This is a genomic window from Georgenia subflava (assembly GCF_009193155.1).
Classification (GTDB): domain Bacteria; phylum Actinomycetota; class Actinomycetes; order Actinomycetales; family Actinomycetaceae; genus Georgenia; species Georgenia subflava.
This window is the reverse complement of sequence record NZ_VUKD01000002.1, coordinates 370,686-389,182: the sequence shown is the minus strand read 5'-3', so window position 1 is coordinate 389,182 and position 18,497 is coordinate 370,686. Positions and strand designations below refer to the sequence as shown.

Annotated in this window: 19 protein-coding genes; 3 read left to right on the top strand and 16 right to left on the bottom strand. The window is 74.5% G+C overall.

All coding sequences use genetic code 11. The features are described 5' to 3' along the window. Positions 1–8: 8 nt before the first annotated feature. On the bottom strand, positions 9–704 hold the full coding sequence (locus tag GD748_RS08385) for a succinate dehydrogenase cytochrome b subunit (protein WP_152194724.1): 696 nt from the start codon (positions 702–704) through the stop codon (positions 9–11). A 178-nt stretch (positions 705–882) separates the two neighbouring features. Here GD748_RS08385 and GD748_RS08380 point away from each other — a divergent pair, with 178 nt between their 5' ends. Then, positions 883–1,509, top strand: coding sequence for a malonic semialdehyde reductase (locus GD748_RS08380; protein WP_226920991.1), 627 nt, complete (start codon positions 883–885; stop codon positions 1,507–1,509). Between the two features lie 4 nt (positions 1,510–1,513). Here the strand turns inward: GD748_RS08380 and GD748_RS08375 are convergent, their stop codons facing one another. The 9 genes from GD748_RS08375 to glmS all read right to left on the bottom strand — a co-directional run bounded on the left by GD748_RS08375 (position 1,514) and on the right by glmS (position 10,251). Beyond that, positions 1,514–2,380 carry a sulfurtransferase gene (locus GD748_RS08375; protein ID WP_152194722.1) on the bottom strand — a complete coding sequence of 289 codons (867 nt, stop codon included), beginning with the start codon at positions 2,378–2,380 and terminating at the stop codon, positions 1,514–1,516. 17 nt (positions 2,381–2,397) lie between these two features. Beyond that, entirely contained in the window at positions 2,398–2,895 is a 498-nt protein-coding gene (gene rimI, locus GD748_RS08370; RefSeq protein WP_152194721.1) for a ribosomal protein S18-alanine N-acetyltransferase, read from the bottom strand. 1 nt (position 2,896) lies between these two features. Beyond that, on the bottom strand, positions 2,897–3,601 hold the full coding sequence (tsaB, locus tag GD748_RS08365; protein ID WP_152194720.1) for a tRNA (adenosine(37)-N6)-threonylcarbamoyltransferase complex dimerization subunit type 1 TsaB: 705 nt from the start codon (positions 3,599–3,601) through the stop codon (positions 2,897–2,899). 19 nt (positions 3,602–3,620) lie between these two features. Continuing rightward, positions 3,621–4,457, bottom strand: a complete 837-nt coding sequence (locus tag GD748_RS08360; protein ID WP_152194719.1) for a hypothetical protein — start codon at positions 4,455–4,457, stop codon at positions 3,621–3,623. Further along, entirely contained in the window at positions 4,454–4,981 is a 528-nt protein-coding gene (tsaE, locus tag GD748_RS08355) for a tRNA (adenosine(37)-N6)-threonylcarbamoyltransferase complex ATPase subunit type 1 TsaE (RefSeq protein WP_152194718.1), read from the bottom strand. Before tsaE ends, GD748_RS08360 begins: the two co-directional genes overlap by 4 nt. Beyond that, positions 4,978–6,171 (bottom strand): alanine racemase, encoded by a 1,194-nt coding sequence (alr, locus tag GD748_RS08350; RefSeq protein WP_152194717.1) that lies wholly within the window; start codon positions 6,169–6,171, stop codon positions 4,978–4,980. The genes tsaE and alr overlap by 4 nt, the downstream gene beginning before the upstream one ends. Positions 6,172–6,195: 24 nt before the next feature. Beyond that, entirely contained in the window at positions 6,196–7,803 is a 1,608-nt protein-coding gene (locus tag GD748_RS08345) for an NAD(P)H-hydrate epimerase (RefSeq protein WP_152194716.1), read from the bottom strand. Between the two features lie 212 nt (positions 7,804–8,015). Beyond that, the gene (locus GD748_RS08340) at positions 8,016–8,366 is read right to left on the bottom strand and encodes a holo-ACP synthase (RefSeq protein WP_152194715.1); all 351 of its coding nucleotides are present in this window, start codon (positions 8,364–8,366) and stop codon (positions 8,016–8,018) included. Between the two features lie 28 nt (positions 8,367–8,394). After that, positions 8,395–10,251, bottom strand: a complete 1,857-nt coding sequence (gene glmS / locus GD748_RS08335) for a glutamine--fructose-6-phosphate transaminase (isomerizing) (RefSeq protein WP_152194714.1) — start codon at positions 10,249–10,251, stop codon at positions 8,395–8,397. A gap of 72 nt (positions 10,252–10,323) precedes the next feature. Between glmS and coaA the strand changes: the two genes are divergently transcribed. Beyond that, on the top strand, positions 10,324–11,283 hold the full coding sequence (gene coaA / locus GD748_RS08330; RefSeq protein WP_193312884.1) for a type I pantothenate kinase: 960 nt from the start codon (positions 10,324–10,326) through the stop codon (positions 11,281–11,283). A 19-nt stretch (positions 11,284–11,302) separates the two neighbouring features. Here the strand turns inward: coaA and GD748_RS08325 are convergent, their stop codons facing one another. The 5 genes from GD748_RS08325 to GD748_RS08305 form a co-directional block, all read right to left on the bottom strand. Further along, a complete protein-coding gene (locus GD748_RS08325) occupies positions 11,303–12,079 on the bottom strand; it encodes a DedA family protein (protein WP_152194713.1) in 777 nt (258 codons plus the stop codon). Between the two features lie 150 nt (positions 12,080–12,229). Then, a complete protein-coding gene (gene glmM, locus GD748_RS08320; protein WP_152194712.1) occupies positions 12,230–13,579 on the bottom strand; it encodes a phosphoglucosamine mutase in 1,350 nt (449 codons plus the stop codon). A gap of 207 nt (positions 13,580–13,786) precedes the next feature. Further along, entirely contained in the window at positions 13,787–14,278 is a 492-nt protein-coding gene (rpsI, locus tag GD748_RS08315; RefSeq protein WP_152194711.1) for a 30S ribosomal protein S9, read from the bottom strand. Positions 14,279–14,324: 46 nt separating this feature from the next. Next, entirely contained in the window at positions 14,325–14,768 is a 444-nt protein-coding gene (gene rplM, locus GD748_RS08310; RefSeq protein ID WP_152194710.1) for a 50S ribosomal protein L13, read from the bottom strand. A 318-nt stretch (positions 14,769–15,086) separates the two neighbouring features. After that, the gene (locus GD748_RS08305) at positions 15,087–16,766 is read right to left on the bottom strand and encodes an ABC-F family ATP-binding cassette domain-containing protein (RefSeq protein WP_152194709.1); all 1,680 of its coding nucleotides are present in this window, start codon (positions 16,764–16,766) and stop codon (positions 15,087–15,089) included. Positions 16,767–16,869: 103 nt separating this feature from the next. Between GD748_RS08305 and GD748_RS19860 the strand changes: the two genes are divergently transcribed. Then, positions 16,870–17,400, top strand: coding sequence for a DUF5709 domain-containing protein (locus tag GD748_RS19860; protein ID WP_152194708.1), 531 nt, complete (start codon positions 16,870–16,872; stop codon positions 17,398–17,400). A 66-nt stretch (positions 17,401–17,466) separates the two neighbouring features. Here the strand turns inward: GD748_RS19860 and GD748_RS08295 are convergent, their stop codons facing one another. Further along, entirely contained in the window at positions 17,467–18,387 is a 921-nt protein-coding gene (locus tag GD748_RS08295) for a tRNA pseudouridine synthase A (protein ID WP_226920989.1), read from the bottom strand. Positions 18,388–18,497: the final 110 nt, after the last annotated feature.

Here is an 18,497-nt window from a genome sequence, read left to right as displayed (position 1 = left end):
CTTCTTCCTCAGTTCACGAAGCCGAGCAGGATGGCCGTCGGGGGCAGCATGAACCCGACCAGGAGCGCGGCCGCGACCAGGTAGGCGGCGACGTTGATGGCGCGCTGGCGGGTGCGGTCCGAGGCGCCCAGGGTCTGCAGCGAGCTCCACACGCCGTGGCGCACGTGCATCGTCAGCGCCACGATGGCGATCAGGTAGGCGACGTAGACGTACCAGTGCTGGAACGCCACCACGAGACGCTCGTAGGGGCTGTCGAAGCTGCCGCCCACCTCGATCGTCATGGTCGTGAACTGCAGGATGTGGAAGACCACGAAGGCGAGGACGATCACGCCGCCCCACCGCATGGTGCGCGCGGAGTAGGTCTGCACGAGCCGCTTGTGCTGGACGTAACGGTGGCCGCGCGCCTTCTTGGCCCGCGACCAGAGCGCGAACGCCGAGCCCGCGTGCACGACGAGCGCCACCACGAGCACCACCCGCTGGATCCAGAGGAACCCGCCGTGCGGGAGGTAGGGGTAGAGGAGCTCGCGCAGGCTGTGCGCGTACCCGTCGAACGCCTCCTGGCCGGAGAAGGCCTTGAGGTTGCCGTACATGTGCGCGAGCACGAACAGGACGAAGAGGATGCCCGTGATCGCCATGGCCCACTTGAGGGCGACAGTGGTGTAGCTCGCGCGGCGTGGCTTCGTCGGCACAGGGGTCGTGACCATGGTCTCGATCGTACCGAGTCCTGCCTCACACCATCGCACCGTCTCGACCGTCAGGCGACATTCTGTTCGCTCAGCGACCGTCCTCACCGTGGACGAACACTCTTCTGCTGGTTCCTCTGTGGGGGACCTCACCGAGGCTGCGGGATGTGTTCGGCCCGCGGACGGGTTTGACCTTGACGTGACCCAGACCGATCTCGCAGCCCCCACCCGCCTCGACGCCGCGTCGCTGGACCTGCTCTTTGCCGGCGCACGCACGACGAACACGTTCACGCCCGAGCCGGTGGACCCGGACGTGGTGCACCGCGCCTACGACCAGCTCCGCTGGGCCCCGACGTCGATGAACATCCAGCCGCTGCGGCTGACCGCGCTCGTGAGCCGGGCCGCCCGGGAGTCGGTCGTGGCGCACCTGGGCCCACGAAACCAGGCGAAGACGCTGGCCGCGCCGCTGAGCGTCGTGGCCGCCTACGACCCGGCCTTCCACACCCACCTCGACGTGCTCGCACCGCACCGCGAGGGCCTGCGCGAGCAGCTGGAGGGCCAGCCGGAGCGCCGCGACGCGATGGCCCGCACCAACGCGCTCATCCAGCTGGGCTACCTCATCGTCGCCCTGCGCGCCGAGGGGCTTCAGGTGGGCCCGATCGGCGGGCTGGACCCGCTCGGCGTCGACGCCGCCGTGCACGCCGAGAACGGCTGGCGCACCCTGGCGGTGCTCAACCTCGGCCACGCCCCGGACCCGGCGGACCCGACCGCCCAGCGTCCCCGGGCGGGCCGTCTGGAGGCGGCGCAGGCGGTCCTGACCCGCTGACGGCTCACGGGGCGGCGCCGGTTTCCGCCTCCCGGTCGGGGTCGGCCGACCACTGCGACCACGACCCCGGGTAGAGCGTCGCGCGCACCCCGATGCTCGCCAGTGCCAGCACCTCGTGCGCGGCCGTGACGCCGGAGCCGCAGTACACCCCCACCGGCGCGGAGCCGCCGGCACCCAGCGCGGCGAAGCGCCGGCGCAGCTCGTCGGTGGACCGGAACGTCGCCGCGTCGTCGAGGAGGTCGGTCGTCGGGGCGCTCAGCGCCCCGGGGATGTGCCCGGCGCGCGGGTCGACCGGCTCCTGCTCGCCGCGGTAGCGCACCGCCGCGCGGGCGTCGAGCAGCACGCCGCGGCCCGGCCAGCCGGCCGCGCCGTCGATGTCGGTGGTCGGCAGCCCGGGCCCGGCCGTGCCCGCCGCGAGCGGCAGCACCACGTCGCCGCGTGCGGGCCGCTCCTCCCCCGCGGCGAGGTCCCGGCCGGCGCGGCGCCAGCCGGCGAGCCCGCCGTCGAGCACCCGCACGTGCGACAGGCCCGCCCAGCGCAGCAGCCACCAGGCACGCGCCGCGGACGTGCCGCCGACGTCGTCGTACACCACGACCGGGGCACCCTCCTGCAGGCCCCACCCCCGGGCCGCCTCCTGGAGGTCGGCTGGGTCGGGCAGCGGGTGCCGCCCCGCGGCGGCGGCAGGCGGTGCCGCCAGCTCGGCGGCGAGGTCGACGAAGACCGCACCCGGCACGTGCCCCGCCCGGTAGGCGGGCCGGCCGTCCGGCTCGGCGAGCGACCAGCGCACGTCCAGCACCGCCGGCGGACGCTCACCGCCCAGTGCGCCCGCGAGCTCGTCGACGGTGGTCAGCACGTCCTGCCGCGGGTCCATGCTCTTCTCCTCGTGGTTCACAGCTCGGCACCGATCGGCCCGCCCCGGGGCCGCAGGAGCGCGCGCATGACCACGGCGTCCTCCCGCTCGGCCTGGTAGTAGTTGCGGCGCCGCCCGACCGGTGCGAACCCGGCCCGTGCGTACACACGCTGGGCGCCCTCGTCGCTCGCCCGGACCTCGAGGAGCACGCTGCGGGCGCCGTCGTGGCGGGCCTGGTCGAGCAGCGCCTCGACGAGCCGTCCGCCGATCCCCCGACGGCGGTACGCCGCGTCCACCCCGACGGTCATGACCATCGCCTCCTCGCCGGCGGCCAGGCCGGCATAGCCGACCACCGGCTCGGCCCCCTCCGGCGTCGTCACGACGGCGGCGACATAGGTGCGTCCGGGCGCGGCCAGCTCGTCGATGTAGGTGCCGCGTGACCACGCGCTCGCACCGAATAGCTGGTCCTCGAGCTCCATGACGCGATCGAGGTCGTCGCGGCGCAGCGGGCGCAGCCGCACCTCGCCGGGGCTCATCTCAGGAGGCCCGCTTGGGGGCGGCCGGGAGCTGGACGTCGGGCCGGCGCAGGTAGCGCGGCTCGGTGCCGAGCTCGACGTCATCGCCCGCGGCCCGCCGGGCGAGCCGCGCACGGACCAGCCGGGCGAGCACCGCGGGGTCGGGAGCTGCGGGCATCCCCTTACCGGCGGACAGGTGCGCGGGGTACAGCGCCGCCCCCGCCCCGACGACCACCGGCGCGGTGGCGCCGCCGAGGTCGTTGGCGGCGGCCGCGGCCTCGGCCGTGGTGACCTCCGGACCGGCGAGCCGCTCGACGTCGTCCGCGCCGAGGGAGCGGTAGCGCGCCCAGTAGACCTCCTTGCGGCGTGCGTCGGTGGCGACGAGCACCTCGCCGTCGTCGCCGAGCACGTCGAGGGCCTGACGGGCGAGCACGTCGAGGGAGCACACCCCGTGCACGTCGATGCCCCGCCCCCGCGCGAAGGCCTGAGCGGTCACGAGCCCGGCGCGCAGACCGGTGAAGGGCGCCGGGCCGGTGCCGACCGCGACGGCGTCGACGGCCTCGCGCGACTCGCCGAGGACCTGCGTCATCAGCGGCGCGAGCGACTCGGCATGGCGGCGCGGGTCGGTCCCCGCGGCCTGCCTGAGCACGGTGGTCACCCCCTCGGCCGGGGTGTCCACGAGGGCGACGGCGCTGCCGCCGGAGGTGTCGAGGCACAGGATCCGCACCCGGCCAAGGGTAGTGCGCTCAGCGGCGGGCACCGCGCGAGGGCCGCCGGGGCGGCGCACGCCGGGGTCCGGCGGGCGGCTCGGGCTCGCCGTTCTCCGGCCTGCGCAACCACACCACCACGGCGGCCCAGACCAGGAGGAGGACCAGGACGACGGCGGCCCAGGCGGCCGGGCTCCACGACGGGCCGGGTTCCTCGGGGACGGCGGAGCCGGGCTCGGTGGTGTCGGCCTCGGCGTAGCGCTCGGCGAGGAAGGGCTGGTAGACCTCCAGCGGCGCCGAGCCGGCGAGACTCTCGCGGGCGGCCTCGTCGAGCGGCCGCACCTCGCCGTCGAGCACGGTGAACCAGGCGTCGAGCGGCACGTCGTGGACGGCCGGCGCCTCGGGTGCGAGGGCGAGCAGCGCGTCGGCGAGCACCTGGTCGTCGCTGAGCGTGGTCTGCATGTCGGCGCCGTCGGAGGTGGCCTCGGCGAAGACGACCCCCACACCGGCGCCGTCGAGCTCCAGCGGCGCGGTCCAGCGCTCCGTCGGGACTGCCGCCGGGTCGAGCTCGGTACCGGCGAGCAGTGCCGGCGACCACCACATGACGGGCCGCACCACGCCGAGGGTGAGGTCCTCGCGCTGCGCGGCGTCCAGGCCGAGCTCCGCGCCGGCCTGGACGGAGACCACGTCACGCGCCTGGGTGCGGAACCATGCGGCGACGGCCTCCGGCACCCCGTCGACGACGACCGGCCCGGGGACGCTGGTCTCGTCCGGCCGCTCGGGCTCCGGCGTCGCCGGCGCCGCTGCCGCCGCCGGACCGAGGAGGACCGCGACGCAGACCGCGAGGACCGCGGCGAGCAGCCGGGCCGCGCTCACGCCGGCGCCGCCAGCAGATGCCGGCCGAGGTCGACCTCCGCCCACCGCGCGCCGAGCCCTTCCACGACGACCTCCCGCGGCGCCGGCGCAGCGAGCTCGGCCAGCTCCGACCCCGCAGCCGAGAAGCCCTCGCCCCGTGGACGGCGGATCTCGATCTCGAGGCGGTCCTCCGCGAGCGCCTCGACCTTGCCGGTCCCCCACTCCACCACGGTGACCGAGTCCTCGAGCGAGGTGTCGAGGTCGAGGGCGTCGACCTCGTCGAGCGAGCCCAGGCGGTAGGCGTCCACATGCACCAGGTCGGGTCCGTCGCCGAGCGCGGGGTGCACGCGGGCGATGATGAAGGTCGGCGACGCCACCTGGCCGCGCACGCCCAGCCCGGAGCCGATGCCCTGGGTCAGGGTGGTCTTCCCGGCACCGAGGTCGCCGGAGAGCAGCACGAGGTCACCGGCGCGCAGGACCGTGGCAAGACGGCGCCCCAGCTCACGCGCGGCCTCGGCGTCGGGGACTGTCAGGGTCAGGCTCATGCGTCCTCCACAGTGGCGCTGGGCACGTGCACCCGGGGGACGCGCGCCCCCAGCCGGGTGACGATCTCGTAGTTGATGGTGCCGACGGCGACCGCCCAGTCGTCGGCGGTGGGGGCGCCGTCGGAGCCGTCGCCGAAGAGGACGGCCACGTCCCCCACCCGCACGCCGGCGCTCTCGGGGCCGAGGTCGAGCACCACCTGGTCCATGCACACGCGCCCGGCCACGTGGTAGCGGCGCCCGGCCACGGCGACCGGGCCGAGGTTCGAGGCGGCGCGGGGGATGCCGTCGCCGTAGCCGAGCGGCACCACGCCCAGGACGGTGTCGGCCGTCGTTGTGGCGGTGTGCCCGTACGACAGGGGCGTTCCGGCCGGTGCGGCCTTCACCACCGTCAACCGGGCCTCCAGCCGCATCGCGGGACGCAGGCCCAGCTCGGCGGAGCCGGCCACCTGGGGTGCCGGCGTGAGCCCGTACACGGCGATGCCCGGCCGGACGAGGTCGAAGTGGGTGCCGGGGTGGAGCAGGGTCCCCGACGAGGCGGCGAGGTGACGCACCTCGGGTCGGACCCCGGCGGCCTCGGCCTGGGCGAGCGCAGCGGCGAAGACCTCGGTCTGCTGGGCGGTGACGGGACGGTCCGGCTCGTCGGCGCACGCGAGGTGCGACCAGATGCCGGCGACGTCGACGGTGCCCTCGGCACGGGCGCGCAGGGCGGCGTCGAGCAGCTCGCCGAAGGCCTCCGGCCGGGCGCCGCCGCGGCCCATGCCCGTGTCGACCTTGAGGTGGACCCGCGCACGCCTGCCGGTGGCCCGGGCCGCGGCGGCGATCTCCGCCACCGCCCACGGGGCCGACGCGGACAGGTCCAGGTCGGCGTCCAGCGCGAGGGCCAGCGGGGCACCCGGGGCGAAGAGCCAGGTCAGGATGCGGGGACGCGGCTCGCCGGGCGGCCGGGCGGCGTCGAGACCGGCACGCAGCTCGAGCGCCTCGGCGAGCTGGGCGACGCCCAGCCAGGTGGCCCCTCCGGCCAGCGTGGCCCGGGCGACGGGGAGGAGGCCGTGGCCGTAGGCGTCGGACTTGACCACTGCCATGACCTCGGCCGTCGGTGCGGCGGCCCGGAGGGTCCGGACGTTGTGCTCGATCGCGCCGAGGTCGACGACGGCGCGCGCCGGGTGCACGGATGGCGGGGAAGGGCTCACGGGGCACAGTCTCCCACCGCCGCGTCACCCCAGGACGGTGCGCAGCGCCGCGGGCACCGCGGCGGCGACGTCACCGGCGGTGATCGGCACCCCGCGCCGGGACCGGGACCAGCCGCGCGGTCCCGCCTCGGTGACGCGCTCCCCCGCGGCCAGGCGGGCCGCCCGACCGTGCACCAGCGCGGCCGCCGCGGCGAGCGAGGCAGGCAGCCCGGCGCCGTCGGAAGGGACGTCGCCGCGGACGTCCTCGGCCAGGACGTCCCCGTAGGCCGCGAGGAGGGCGCCGAGGACGCCGGCGAGCACGTCCCCGGCACCGGCGGTGGCCAGCCACGGGGTCGCGTCGTCCTGGGCGTACAGCGGCCCGTCCGGGGCGGCGACCACGGTGACGGCGCCCTTGAGCAGCACCGTGGCACCCGTGATCTCGGCGGCCAGCCGGGCGTGCCGGGCCGGCGCGGCCTCGACGGCGTCCCGGTCCGTGTCCTCGCCGCGGGCCGTCAGCAGCGCGGCGAGCTCACCGGCGTGCGGGGTGAGCACGGCGGTGGCGGGCAGGTCCGGGTGGGCGTCCTCGTGCACGAGCGCCAGGGCACCGGCGTCGAGGACCACCGGCAGGCGCGCGTCGAGCGCACCGGCGAGGTGCTCCTCGAGCTGCTGCGCACGGGCCACGTCCGCCGGGTCGACCCCCGGTCCGAGCACCCAGGCCTGGACCCGGCCGGGCACCGCCACGACCTCGGGGTGGTGCTGGCGCACCATGGCCGTGGGCACCTCCGGACCGAGGTAGCGCACCATGCCCAGGCCCGTGCGCAGCGCCCCGGCGGCAGCGAGCGCGGCGGCGCCCGGATAGGTCTGGCTGCCGGCGACGAGGCCGAGCACGCCACGGGAGTACTTGTGGTCGCCGGGACCCGGCACCGGCCACAGGTCGGCCACGTCGGCGCCCGTCAGGGTGCACACCGAGGGCCCGTCGCCGGCGGCGAGCGGGCCGGACAGGCCGAGCTCGACCACCTCGACCCGGCCGGCGACATCCGCCGCGGGCGGCAGGAGCAGACCCGGCTTGGCAGTGCCCATGGTCACGGTGACGTCGGCCGGCAGCACCGGCCCGGGGACGGTGCCGTCGTCGACCCCGATGCCGCTGGGCACGTCCACGGCCACCACGAGCGGCTCGTCGGGCCAGGCCGCCCGCTCGGCGGCCAGCGCTGCGACGACGGGACCGAGCGGGTCGCGCAGGGGGCCGCGGGCGCCGATGCCGGTCAGGGCGTCGACCCATACGCCGGCCCGCCGGGCCAGGGCGACGACGACGTCCGCCGGGTCGCTCTCACGGTGGACCTCGTGCAGGCGCACGCCGGCGGCCCGGGCCGCCTCGGTCCCGCCGGGGTGGGCGTGGGCGGACAGCAGGGCGGCGTGGACCTGGCAGCCGCGGCGGACGAGATGGGCGCCGGCGTAGAGCGCGTCGCCGCCGTTGTTGCCTCCGCCGACGAGCAGGAGGACCACCGAGCCGGACACCCGGCCGCCGCGTCTGCGGAGCTCACCGGTCACGACGGTGGCCAGCGCGAAGGCAGCCGACGCCATGAGCGGGTTCCCCGCGGCGAGGAGCGGCGCCTCGGCCGCCCGGACGTCGGCAGCGGTGTGGGCGCGGATCATGCCCCCATGGTGCCGTGACGAGCCTGTCGTGCCACTCGACACGACGCACCCGCCGAACGACACCTACCGCACCGCCCCAGACGCCCGCTGGCAACCGCAACGTGTCACTCACCGACCGTGCGCCGAACGACACCCTCCGCACCGCCCCAGCACCCGTACGAGAACCCGTTCGTGCCGGTCGACGTGGCGGACGGCGTGAGTGGGGTGCGGGCTCAGGACTCGGCGACCACCATGGCGGAGGCGATGCCGGCGTCGTGGGAGATCGACAGGTGCCAGCGGGTGATGCCCAGCTCTGCCGCCCGGGCCGCCACGGTGCCGCGGATCTCGACGACAGGCGGGCCGCCGGCGACGCGGTGCACGGTGCAGTCGTGCCAGCGCATGCCGGCCGGCGCGCCGAGCGCCTTGGCGATCGCCTCCTTGGCCGCGAACCGGGCGGCGAGGGAGGCGTCGGGCAGCTCGCGCTCGTCCGGGGTGAAGATCTTCTCGCGCAGGCGCGGCACGCGGTCGAGCTCGGCGATGAACCGGGCGACGTCGCACACGTCGATGCCCACGGAGACGATCATGCCGCCACCCGGCCGCGCCGCGCCGTCGTCATTCGACCGTGACGGACTTGGCCAGGTTGCGGGGCTGGTCGACGTCCAGGCCCTTGGCGGTGGCCAGCGCGCAGGCGAAGATCTGCAGCGGCACCACGGTCACGAGCGGCATCATCAGCGTCGGCGTCCGGGGGACGCGGAAGACGACGTCGGCGAACTCGGTGACGGCCTCGTCCCCCTCCTCGGCGATGACCAGGGTGCGGGCGCCGCGGGCGCGCACCTCCTGGATGTTGGAGACCACCTTGGCGTGGAGGGTGGGCCGGCGCGGCGTCGGCACCACGATGAAGACGGGCTGGCCCTCGTCGATCAGGGCGATCGGGCCGTGCTTGAGCTCGCCGGCGGCGAAGCCCTCGGCGTGGATGTAGGCGAGCTCCTTGAGCTTCAGCGCCCCCTCCATGGCGACGGGGTACCCGACGTGGCGGCCGAGGAAGAGCACCGAGGTGGCGTCCGCCATCGAGCGCGCGACCTCGCGGACCACCTCCTCGCCGTCGATGACCGACTGGATCTTCTCGGGCAGCTTCCCGAGCTCCTCGAGGTAGCCGGCCACCTCGTCGGCGTACTTGTTCCCGCGCAGCTGGGCCAGGTACAGGCCCAGCAGGTAGCAGGCGGTGATCTGGGCAAGGAACGCCTTGGTGGAGGCGACGGCGATCTCGGGACCGGCGTGGGTGTAGAGGACGGCGTCGGACTCGCGGGCGATGGTGGAGCCGTGCGTGTTGACGACCGCGAGGACCTTCGCGCCCTGCTCGCGGGCGTGCCGGACGGCCATGAGCGTGTCCATGGTCTCCCCGGACTGGGAGACGGCGACGACGAGGGTCTTCTCGGTCACGACCGGGTCGCGGTAGCGGAACTCGTGGGCCAGCTCGACCTCGACCGGGATGCGGCACCAGTGCTCGACGGCGTACTTGGCCACGTGGCCCGCGTAGGCGGCGGTGCCGCACGCGATCACGACGATCTTGTCGACGCTGCGCAGCACGGCCTCGTCGATGCGCAGCTCGTCCAGGACGAGGTTGCCCTGGCCGTCGGTGCGCCCGAGGAGGGTGTCCGCGACCGCCTTGGGCTGGTCGTGGATCTCCTTGTCCATGAACGTCGCGAAGCCGCCCTTGACGGCCGCCGCGGCGTCCCAGTCCACGGTGAAGCGACGCGGCTCCACGGGCGCGCCCTCACCGTCGACCACCCGGACGTCGTCCGCGGTGATGGTCACGACCTGGTCCTGGCCCAGCTCGAGCGCCTCCTGGGTGTAGGAGATGAAGGCGGCGACGTCGGAGCCGAGGAAGTTCTCGCCGTCGCCCAGGCCCACAACCAGCGGGGAGTTCAGCCGGGCGCCGACCACCGTGCCGGGCGCGTCGGCGTGCACGGCGAGGAGGGTGAAGGCGCCCTCGAGACGACGGGTCACGGCCAGCATCGCGGCGGTGAGGTCGCCGTTCTCGGCGTAGGACCGGGCGAGGAGGTGCGCCACCACCTCCGTGTCGGTCTGGGACGTGAAGGTGACACCGGCAGCGACGAGCTCCGCCTTCAGCGTCACGAAGTTCTCGATGATGCCGTTGTGGATGACGGCGAGCCGGCCGTCCTCGCTGAGGTGCGGATGGGCGTTGAGGTCTGTCGGGGGGCCGTGCGTGGCCCAGCGGGTGTGCCCGATCGCGGCGGTCGCCGGCGGCAGCGGGTCCTCCTCGAGCGCGCCGCGCAGGTTGGCGAGCTTCCCCGCCCGCTTGGCGGCGGCCAGACCCTCGGGGGTGACGAGGGCGACGCCGGCGGAGTCGTAGCCGCGGTACTCCAGCCGCGCCAGTCCTTCCATCGCGACCTCGAGCGGACGGTTGCTCGGGCCAGCGGGACCCACGTACCCGACGATTCCACACATGTGCGTCAGGATAACTGTCCGCCGTCGCTGCGCTGTCAGCAGCGCCCGTGGAGGTACGTCACACTGGTCGCCGTGCACTCCCCGCGACCGACGACGTCCGCAGCCAACCCCTTCGTCGAGTTCGACCGCGCCTCGTGGAGCCGGCTCGCCGCCGCGACCCCGCTGCCGCTGACGACGGCGGACGTGGTGAACCTGCGCGGCCTGGGCGACCCGGTCGACCTGGCCGAGGTCGACGTCGTCTACCGCCCGCTCTCCGGGCTCCTGCAGCTCTACGCGGCGGCGACCGGGGCGCTGCACCGGGCCACGTCGACGTTCCTCGGCGAGCGGGCCACCCGGACCCCGTACGTCATCGGGGTGGCCGGCTCGGTGGCGGTGGGCAAGTCCTCGACGGCCCGCCTGCTGCGCGAGCTCCTGCGCCGGTGGCCGCAGACGCCCAGGGTCGAGCTGATCACCACGGACGGCTTCCTCTACCCCAACGCCGAGCTGGAGCGGCGCGGGCTGCTCGAGCGCAAGGGCTTCCCCGAGTCCTACGACCGGCGCGCGCTCCTGCGCTTCGTCGCCGAGGTCAAGGGTGGGGCGTCGGAGGTGTCCGCACCGCTGTACGACCACGTCACCTACGACATCGTCCGGGGACGCAGGCAGGTGGTGCACCATCCCGACGTCCTGATCGTCGAGGGCCTCAACGTGCTCGCTCCCGCCCGGGCGACGGCGGACGGCACCTCCTCGCTCGCGGTGAGCGACTTCTTCGACTTCTCGATCTACGTCGACGCTCGCACCCAGGACATCAAGCGCTGGTACGTCGAACGGTTCCTGAAGCTGCGGCGTACCGCGTTCGCGCAGCCGGACTCGTACTTCCGCAGGTACGCGGACCTCGACGACGCCGCTGCCGTGGCGAAGGCCGGGGCCATCTGGGACAGCATCAACGCCCCGAACCTCGCCCAGAACATCCTGCCGACACGGGGCCGGGCCACCCTGGTGCTGCGGAAGTCCGAGGACCACCGCATGCACCGGATGCGCTTGCGCAAGCTCTGACGCCTGGTGCTCCGCCCGCTCAGTCCGTGCGCGGTGCTGTCTCCGGGCTGCGCTCCGCGGGCCGGGGCAGCAGCTGCGGCGGGTCCTCGCGCAACGACGGGTGCAGCGGTGCGGCCGGCCCGGGCGTGACCGGCTGGGTCGAGGCGTCCTCCAGGCCCATGCGTACCTCGGGGTCGGGCAGGTCGGGGAACCAGCGGTCCTGCACCAGCCGGAGCAGCCTGTCTACCGCGAGCCCGGCGACCACGCCGCCGGCCACGCCCACGGCGACGGCGATGAGCGGGTGCTCGTGGAGGAAGTGGCCGGCGCCGACGCCCAGGAGCGTGGTGTAGGCCCCCCACACGCAGGCGGCGACGGCGGCGATGACGACGAAGCGCCGTCGCGGGAACGCCACCGCCCCGGCGGTCATGTTCACCGCGACGCGGCCGATGGGCACGAAGCGGGCGGAGAGGATGAAGACCGTGCCGCGCCGGGCCAGGGTCCGGCGGGCCCAGCCGAGGGCCTGGGCGCCGCGCGGGCCGCGGAAGATCCGGAGGTTGTCGATGGGGATCTTCGTCCCGATCGTGTACGCGACCATGTCCCCGCAGAAGGCTCCCAGGGCGGCGGCGGCCACGAGGAACCACAGGCTCGGTGCCTCGCCGGCCACGCTGAGCACGGCGACCGCGATGACGATCGACTCGCTCGGCGCCGGTGGGAAGAAGCCGTCGATCGTGGCGAGGACGACCACGGCGAGGAGGATCCACGGTGACCCCGCGAGGCCGAGGACGAACTCCTCCACGCCCTGCACGAGCTCCATCATGGGCGTCCTCCTGGCTGGGTGCGCCGCCGGCCCGACCTCTCGTCGCGCGGGTTCCAACGGTACGGCACCGCACCGCCCCTCCGGAATCAGGGATCGCCCTGATCCCGCCCCGGAGGGCGTGCCGGTGCGGCCGGGCGCCGGCCGCACGGGTCAGAGGGCCAGCCGCTCCTGGACGACGTCGGCGAGACCGTAGGCGACCACCTCGGCCTGGTCCTGCGTGGCGGCCTCGACCATGACCCGGACCAGCTGCTCGGTGCCGGAGGGGCGCAGCAGCACCCGGCCCGTCTCTCCGAGAGACGTCTCCGCCGAGCGCACGGCCGCGAGGAGGCCCTCGTCGTCCGCGGCGCGCGCCTTGTCCACGCCCTTGACGTTGACGAGCACCTGCGGCAGCCGCGTGACCACCGCGGCGAGGTCGGCGAGGCTTCGTCCGGTGTTGACCACGCGGGCGGCCAGGAGCAGGGAGGTGAGGATGCCGTCGCCCGTGGTGGCGTGCAGCGAGTTGATGATGTGGCCGGACTGCTCGCCGCCCAGCGTGTGCCCGCCGGCACGCATGGCCTCGAGGACGTAGCGGTCGCCGACGCCCGCCTGCACCGTCTCGATCCCGGCCTCCTTCATCGCGAGCAGCAGACCGAGGTTGGACATGACGGTGACGACGAGGGTGTCGTTGGCCAGCGTCCCGGACTCCTTCATCGCGGTGGCGAGCAGCCCCATGATCTGGTCGCCGTCGACGAGCGTGCCGGTGTGGTCGACGGCGAGGCACCGGTCCGCGTCGCCGTCGTAGGCCACACCGAAGGCGGCCTCGGAGGCGACCGTGACGGCCTGGAGCTGCTCGGGGTGCGTGGAGCCGCACGCGTCGTTGATGTTGCGCCCGTCGGGCGAGGCGTTGACGACCACGACGTCGGCACCGGCCTCGCGCAGCGCGAGCGGGGCGATGTCGCTCGCCGCGCCGTTGGCGCAGTCCACGGCGATGCGCACGCCCTGCAGGTGGTTGCCCGCGGCGGCGACGAGGTGGTCGACGTAGCTGCGGTCGGCGAGCGCGACGTCGTCGGCGATCCGGCCGACGTCCGCACCCAGCGGGCGTTCCCACTGCGTGCCGAGCCGGGACTCGATCTCGTCCTCGATGGCGTCGTCGAGCTTGAACCCGCCGCGGGCGAAGAACTTGATGCCGTTGTCCGGCATGGCGTTGTGCGAGGCAGAGATGACGACGCCGAGGTCGACGTCGGTGCTGGCGGTCAGGTGCGCGACGCCCGGGGTGGGCAGCACGCCGACCTGGGTGACGTCCACGCCGGCGCTGGCGAGCCCGGCCGCGATCGCCGAGGAGAGGAACTCGCCGGAGATGCGGGTGTCGCGGCCGATGACGGCGCGGGGCCGGCGGCCGGAGAAGTCGCCGGAGGCGGTGACGACCCGGGCCGCGGCAGCCCCGAGGTCCAGCGCGAGCTCTGCGGTGATGTCGCGGTTGGCGAGGCCTCGCACGCCGTCGGTGCCGAAGAGTCGTGCCATGTTCTACCTCCGAGTGTCGCGGGTGTGCCCCCGCACGGTGCGCCCGGGGTGCGTGCGAAGCACCGGGCACCGGTTGCCGCCGTCAATCGTGCCACCTGACGCGCGTCCGCGGCGCCACGCGTGCGTGGTTCCGCTCACGGCCCGGCCGCCTGGACGCACGACGGCCCCGCTCCGAGGCGGGCTCGGGCGGGGCCGTGGTGGCGCCGGTCAGCGCTTGGAGTACTGCGGGGCCTTGCGGGCCTTCTTGAGACCGGCCTTCTTGCGCTCGACCGCACGGTCGTCACGCTTGAGGTACCCGGCCTTCTTCAGGGTGCCACGGTTCGACTCGCGGTCGATCTCGTTGAGCGCGCGGGCGATGCCCAGGCGCAGCGCACCGGCCTGGCCGGAGATGCCGCCGCCGGAGATCCGGGCGACGACGTCGAAGCGGCCGGCGATGTCGAGCAGCGTGAACGGCGAGCTCACGAGCTGCTGGTGAAGCTTGTTCGGGAAGTAGTCCTCGAGCGTGCGCCCGTTGATCTTCCACTCGCCGGTGCCGGGCACGAGTCGCACGCGGGCGATCGCCTCCTTGCGGCGGCCCAGGGCCTGGCCCGGTGCGGTCAGGGACTGGCCCTGACCGGTCGCGGGAGCGTCGCTCTCGCTGGTGTAGCTGCTGGGGACGTTCTCGTCGTCCAGCTCGATGTCGGCAGTGGTCTCAGCCACAGTTCTCCTTCAGTCCTGTTCCAACGGTGCCGCGGCGCGGGTGCGCCTACTGGGCGACCTGGGTGATCTCGAAGGTCTGCGGCTTCTGCGCACTGTGCGGGTGCTCCGCACCGGCGTAGACCTTCAGCTTGCTGATCTGGGCGCGGCCCAGGGAGTTCTTCGGGAGCATGCCGCGGACGGCCTTCTCCACAGCGCGCTCCGGGAACTTGGCCAGGAGCTCGGTGTAGTTGGTGGCCTTCAGCCCGCCCGGGTAGCCGGAGTGGTGGTAGGCAAGCTTGTTGTCGCGCTTGCTGCCGGTGAGGGCGACCTTGTCAGCGTTGATCACGATGACGAAGTCGCCGTTGTCCACGTGCGGGGCGAAGGTCGGCTTGTGCTTCCCACGGAGCAGGGTGGCGACCTGGGTCGCCAGTCGGCCGAGGACGACGTCGGTAGCGTCGATGACGTACCAGTTCTTCGTGACGTCGCCGGGCTTCGGTGTGTACGTGCGCACGGGCGTAGCCTTCGTTTCTTCAGCGTTCTCTCGATCGGGTACAGCTATGGCTGCGCTGGTACCCATGGTCAGGTGGTGCTCGCTAGGGGCATCCGCGCCCCGGACCGGCGAGTGGGAGCGCCGGGGAGCGCACGGGGATGCCAAGCGACGTCCAAGGTTACCGCTGCGGCACGCACAGGGTCAAAACTTCCCGACGGCGAACTTCGTGAGACCTGCCACGCGGCGGCGGCCCTGACCCGGCCGTACCGCTCGCATCGAGGTCGCTGATGCGGTCGCTATGACGACCACATCAGCGACCTGACGGCGTCTGGCGGCGCGTCAGCGCACCCGGACGCCGTCGTCCTCCCACACCGGTTCCGGCGTCTCGAGGACCGTCCCGTCGGCGCGGACCTGGAGGAACCGGTCGAAGCCCCGGGTGAACCACCGGTCGTGGGTCACCGCCACGACCGTGCCCTCGAAGCCGGCGAGGCCGGCCTCGAGCGCCTCGGCGGAGTGCAGGTCGAGGTTGTCGGTCGGCTCGTCGAGCAGCAGCAGCGTGGCGCCGGAGAGCTCGAGCAGCAGGATCTGGAACCGGGCAGCCTGCCCGCCGGAGAGCGTCTCGACCTTCTGCTCGGCGGCGTGGGCGAGCTCGTAGCGGTCCAGCACGCGTCCGGCGTGCTCACGGCCCATGCCTCCGCGCTCCCCCTCGCCACGGTGCAGGATCTCGAGCAGGGTGCGCCCGGTGAGGTCGTGGCGCACGTGGCCCTGGGAGAACCACCCGGGTCGCACCCGGGCCCCCAGCCTCGCGGTGCCGGTGTGCGGTACGGCTGGCACCGGCTGGCCGTCGGCCGGCTGGTGCTCCGGGCCGGGGTCGGTGCCACCGCCCGCGAGCAGCCGCAGGAGGTGCGACTTGCCGGTGCCGTTGGCACCCAGCACGGCCACGCGCTCGCCGAACCACACCTCCAGGTCGAAGGGCGCCGTGAGCCCCTCCAGCGCCAGCCCCTCGCACACGAGGGCCCGCTTGCCGGTGCGCCCGCCGCGCAGCCGCATCGTCACGTGCTGCTCGGTGGTGACCACCTCCGGCGGGCCCTCCGCCTCGAACCGCGCCAGCCGGGTCCGGGCGGCCTGCAGCCGGGCCGCCATGTCCGAGTTGTAGGACGCCTTCTGCCGATACATCACCACGAGCTGGCGGAGCTTGGCGTGCTCCTCGTCCCAGCGGCGCCGCAGCTCCTCGAGGCGGCTCATCCGGTCCGCCCGGGCCGCCGGGAAGGTCGCGAACGAGCCCGGGTGCACCCACATGGTCGCGCCCGCCGGTCCCGGCTCGAGCGCCGCGACGTGCGTGGCCGTGCGGGCCAGCAGCTCACGGTCGTGGCTGACGAACAGGACGCCCTTGGCGCTGGTCCGCAGCCGGTCCTCCAGCCACCGCTTGGTGGGCACGTCCAGGGAGTTGTCCGGCTCGTCGAGCACGAGGATCTCCGCCGTCGAGCGCAGCAGGGCGGTGAGCACCAGGCGCTTGGCCTCGCCGCCGGACAGGGTGCGCACGCCGCGCCACTGCGCCTTGTCGAAGGGCTGGGCGAGCACCTCCTGGGTGATCTCGTCCCACTCGGCCTCCGCGGCGTACCCGCCGACGTCCGCCCAGTCCGCGAGCGCCTGGGCGTACGCGAGCTGGGTGGGTTCGTCGTCGCGGGTCATCATCGCCAGCTCGGCGGCGGAGAGCCGTTCGGCCACACCCCGCAGCCGGGCCGGGGCGTGCTCGACGAGGAGGTCGCGGACGCAGCGGTCGTCGTCGGCGATGCCCACGAGCTGGCCCATCACCGCGAGCGCCCCCGACCTGGTGACGGCGCCGCGGTGGGGGTCGAGCTGCCCGGTGGCGATCCGCACCAGGGTCGTCTTGCCGGCCCCGTTGGGGCCGACCAGCGCCACCCGGTCCCCCTCCCCGACCCGGACCGAGACGTCGGCGAGAAGACCCCGGCCGTCGGGGAGGTCGTAGCCGATGCCGGCGAGGTCGAGGTGTGCCACGACGCCATGGTCCGGCATGCCGGGCGGGCCGGTCCACATCAATGCCTGGCAGGGCGGCGGCGCTGACCGAGCGGACCGCGCACGGCGGTGGCACGCTGGCCGTATGAGCACCGAGAACCCCGAGTACGAGCCCACCACCGGCGCGACGCCCGGCGACGACCAGTTCCTGACCGACGAGTCCTGGCAGCCGAACAAGGAGGACGCACTCCTGCAGACGGACAGCGAGGACGTGCTCGACGAGGGCCTCACGGCGCCCGACACCGACCCTCTGGCGGGCCTGGACCTGACCCAGGAGGGCCAGGCCGAGGGCGAGACGTGGGACGACCGGCTCGCACGTGAGGAGCCCGAGGTCTGGGAGGAGCAGCCACCGGCGGAGGCCGCGGACCTGGCCGCCCCAGGCCCGAGCGGCGAGGACGCTCCCGAGGGTGCCGACCAGACGTCGGTGGGCCGCCTGGTCGCCGAGCCGGACGACGACGGCCCCGAGGACCAGGTGGGCGAGCAGCAGGATCTGCTCGCCGAGGACACGGGGCTCTCCGGCGGGCGCTTCAGCGCCGAGGAGGCGGCCATGCACGTCGAGGGCGAGAACGTCGCCGTGGACGAGGGCGGCACGGTCGAACCCGACGACCGGGTCTGAGCTGCATCGACCGCCGGTCCAGCAGGCTGGACCTGGGAGGCGGGATGGCGCGGGCGGGTCGGCCGATCAGGGTGCGGGCGCGCCCGGCCCCTCTGCCTGGGCCCAGCCACCCGAGCCGGGCAGGGTCCGCAGCGCACGTGCCTCGCGTGCCCGGGCCGCCAGCTCGCCGTCCGCCGGGTAGGAAACCTCCTCGAGGGTGAGCCCGTGGGCGGGCGCGACCGCGACTGCCGGGTCACGAGTGCCGCCCGCGAGCACCACACCAGGCCACGACGGCGGACGACGGCCCTCCCCCACCGCCAACGAGGCGCCGACGAGTGCCCGGACCATGGAGTGGCAGAACGCGTCGGCGCGCACGGTGGCGACCACCAGACCGGCGTCGGGCCGCCCCGGCGGGAGCCGGCGCCACTCCATCTCGAGCAGGCGACGGATCGTGGTCGCCCCCTCCCGGGGCTTGCAGTAGGCGGCGAAGTCGTGCTCCCCGAGCAGCCGACCGGCGGCCAGGTCCATCGCCTCGACGTCGAGCTCCCGGCTGTGCCAGAGCACGTCGCGGGCACGCAGCGGGTCGCGCGCTGCGCGCTCGTCCGCGATGCGGTAGGCGTACCGGCGCCAGAGCGCGGCGAAGCGGGCGTCGAAGTCGGGCGGCGCCTCCGCCGCGCGGCGGACCACCACGTCGCTGCTGCCCCGGGGCGTGGAGCCGCGGCCGAGGATGCCCGCGAGCCGCGTCACGAGCGACTCGCCCGGATCGCGTCCTGTCCGCCCGGGCAGTGCCGCCCACACCTCCCGCGGGAGATCGAGGTGAGCCGTCTGCCCCCGGGCGTGGACCCCGGCGTCCGTGCGCCCGGCCACCGTGAGGCGGACGCCGGCAGGCAGACGCAGCACGGTGGCGAGCGCCTCCTCCAGGACACCCTGGACCGTGCGCAGGCCGGGCTGCTTCGCCCACCCCGCGAAGTCGGTGCCGTCGTAGGCCAGGTCGAGGCGCACCCGCACGACCCGAGGATCGGAGGAGTCTGCGGGGTCAGGGAGTCCTGGCGCGTCCACGAGGGTGAGGGTAGCGCCGTCGCCCCTCTCACCCGGGCAGGGCCCTTCCGCCACCTGGA

What these genes read in the sequence shown, in the direction of transcription:
- GD748_RS08385 (WP_152194724.1), bottom strand. Translation starts at nt 704, where the DNA reads ATGGTCACGACCCCTGTGCCGACGAAGCCACGCCGCGCGAGCTACACC.
- GD748_RS08375 (WP_152194722.1), bottom strand. Translation starts at nt 2,380, where the DNA reads ATGGACCCGCGGCAGGACGTGCTGACCACCGTCGACGAGCTCGCGGGC.
- rimI (WP_152194721.1), bottom strand. Translation starts at nt 2,895, where the DNA reads ATGAGCCCCGGCGAGGTGCGGCTGCGCCCGCTGCGCCGCGACGACCTC.
- tsaE (WP_152194718.1), bottom strand. Translation starts at nt 4,981, where the DNA reads ATGAGCCTGACCCTGACAGTCCCCGACGCCGAGGCCGCGCGTGAGCTG.
- GD748_RS08345 (WP_152194716.1), bottom strand. Translation starts at nt 7,803, where the DNA reads ATGATCCGCGCCCACACCGCTGCCGACGTCCGGGCGGCCGAGGCGCCG.
- GD748_RS08340 (WP_152194715.1), bottom strand. Translation starts at nt 8,366, where the DNA reads ATGATCGTCTCCGTGGGCATCGACGTGTGCGACGTCGCCCGGTTCATC.
- glmS (WP_152194714.1), bottom strand. Translation starts at nt 10,251, where the DNA reads ATGTGTGGAATCGTCGGGTACGTGGGTCCCGCTGGCCCGAGCAACCGT.
- GD748_RS08325 (WP_152194713.1), bottom strand. Translation starts at nt 12,079, where the DNA reads ATGATGGAGCTCGTGCAGGGCGTGGAGGAGTTCGTCCTCGGCCTCGCG.
- glmM (WP_152194712.1), bottom strand. Translation starts at nt 13,579, where the DNA reads ATGGCACGACTCTTCGGCACCGACGGCGTGCGAGGCCTCGCCAACCGC.
- GD748_RS19860 (WP_152194708.1), top strand. Translation starts at nt 16,870, where the DNA reads ATGAGCACCGAGAACCCCGAGTACGAGCCCACCACCGGCGCGACGCCC.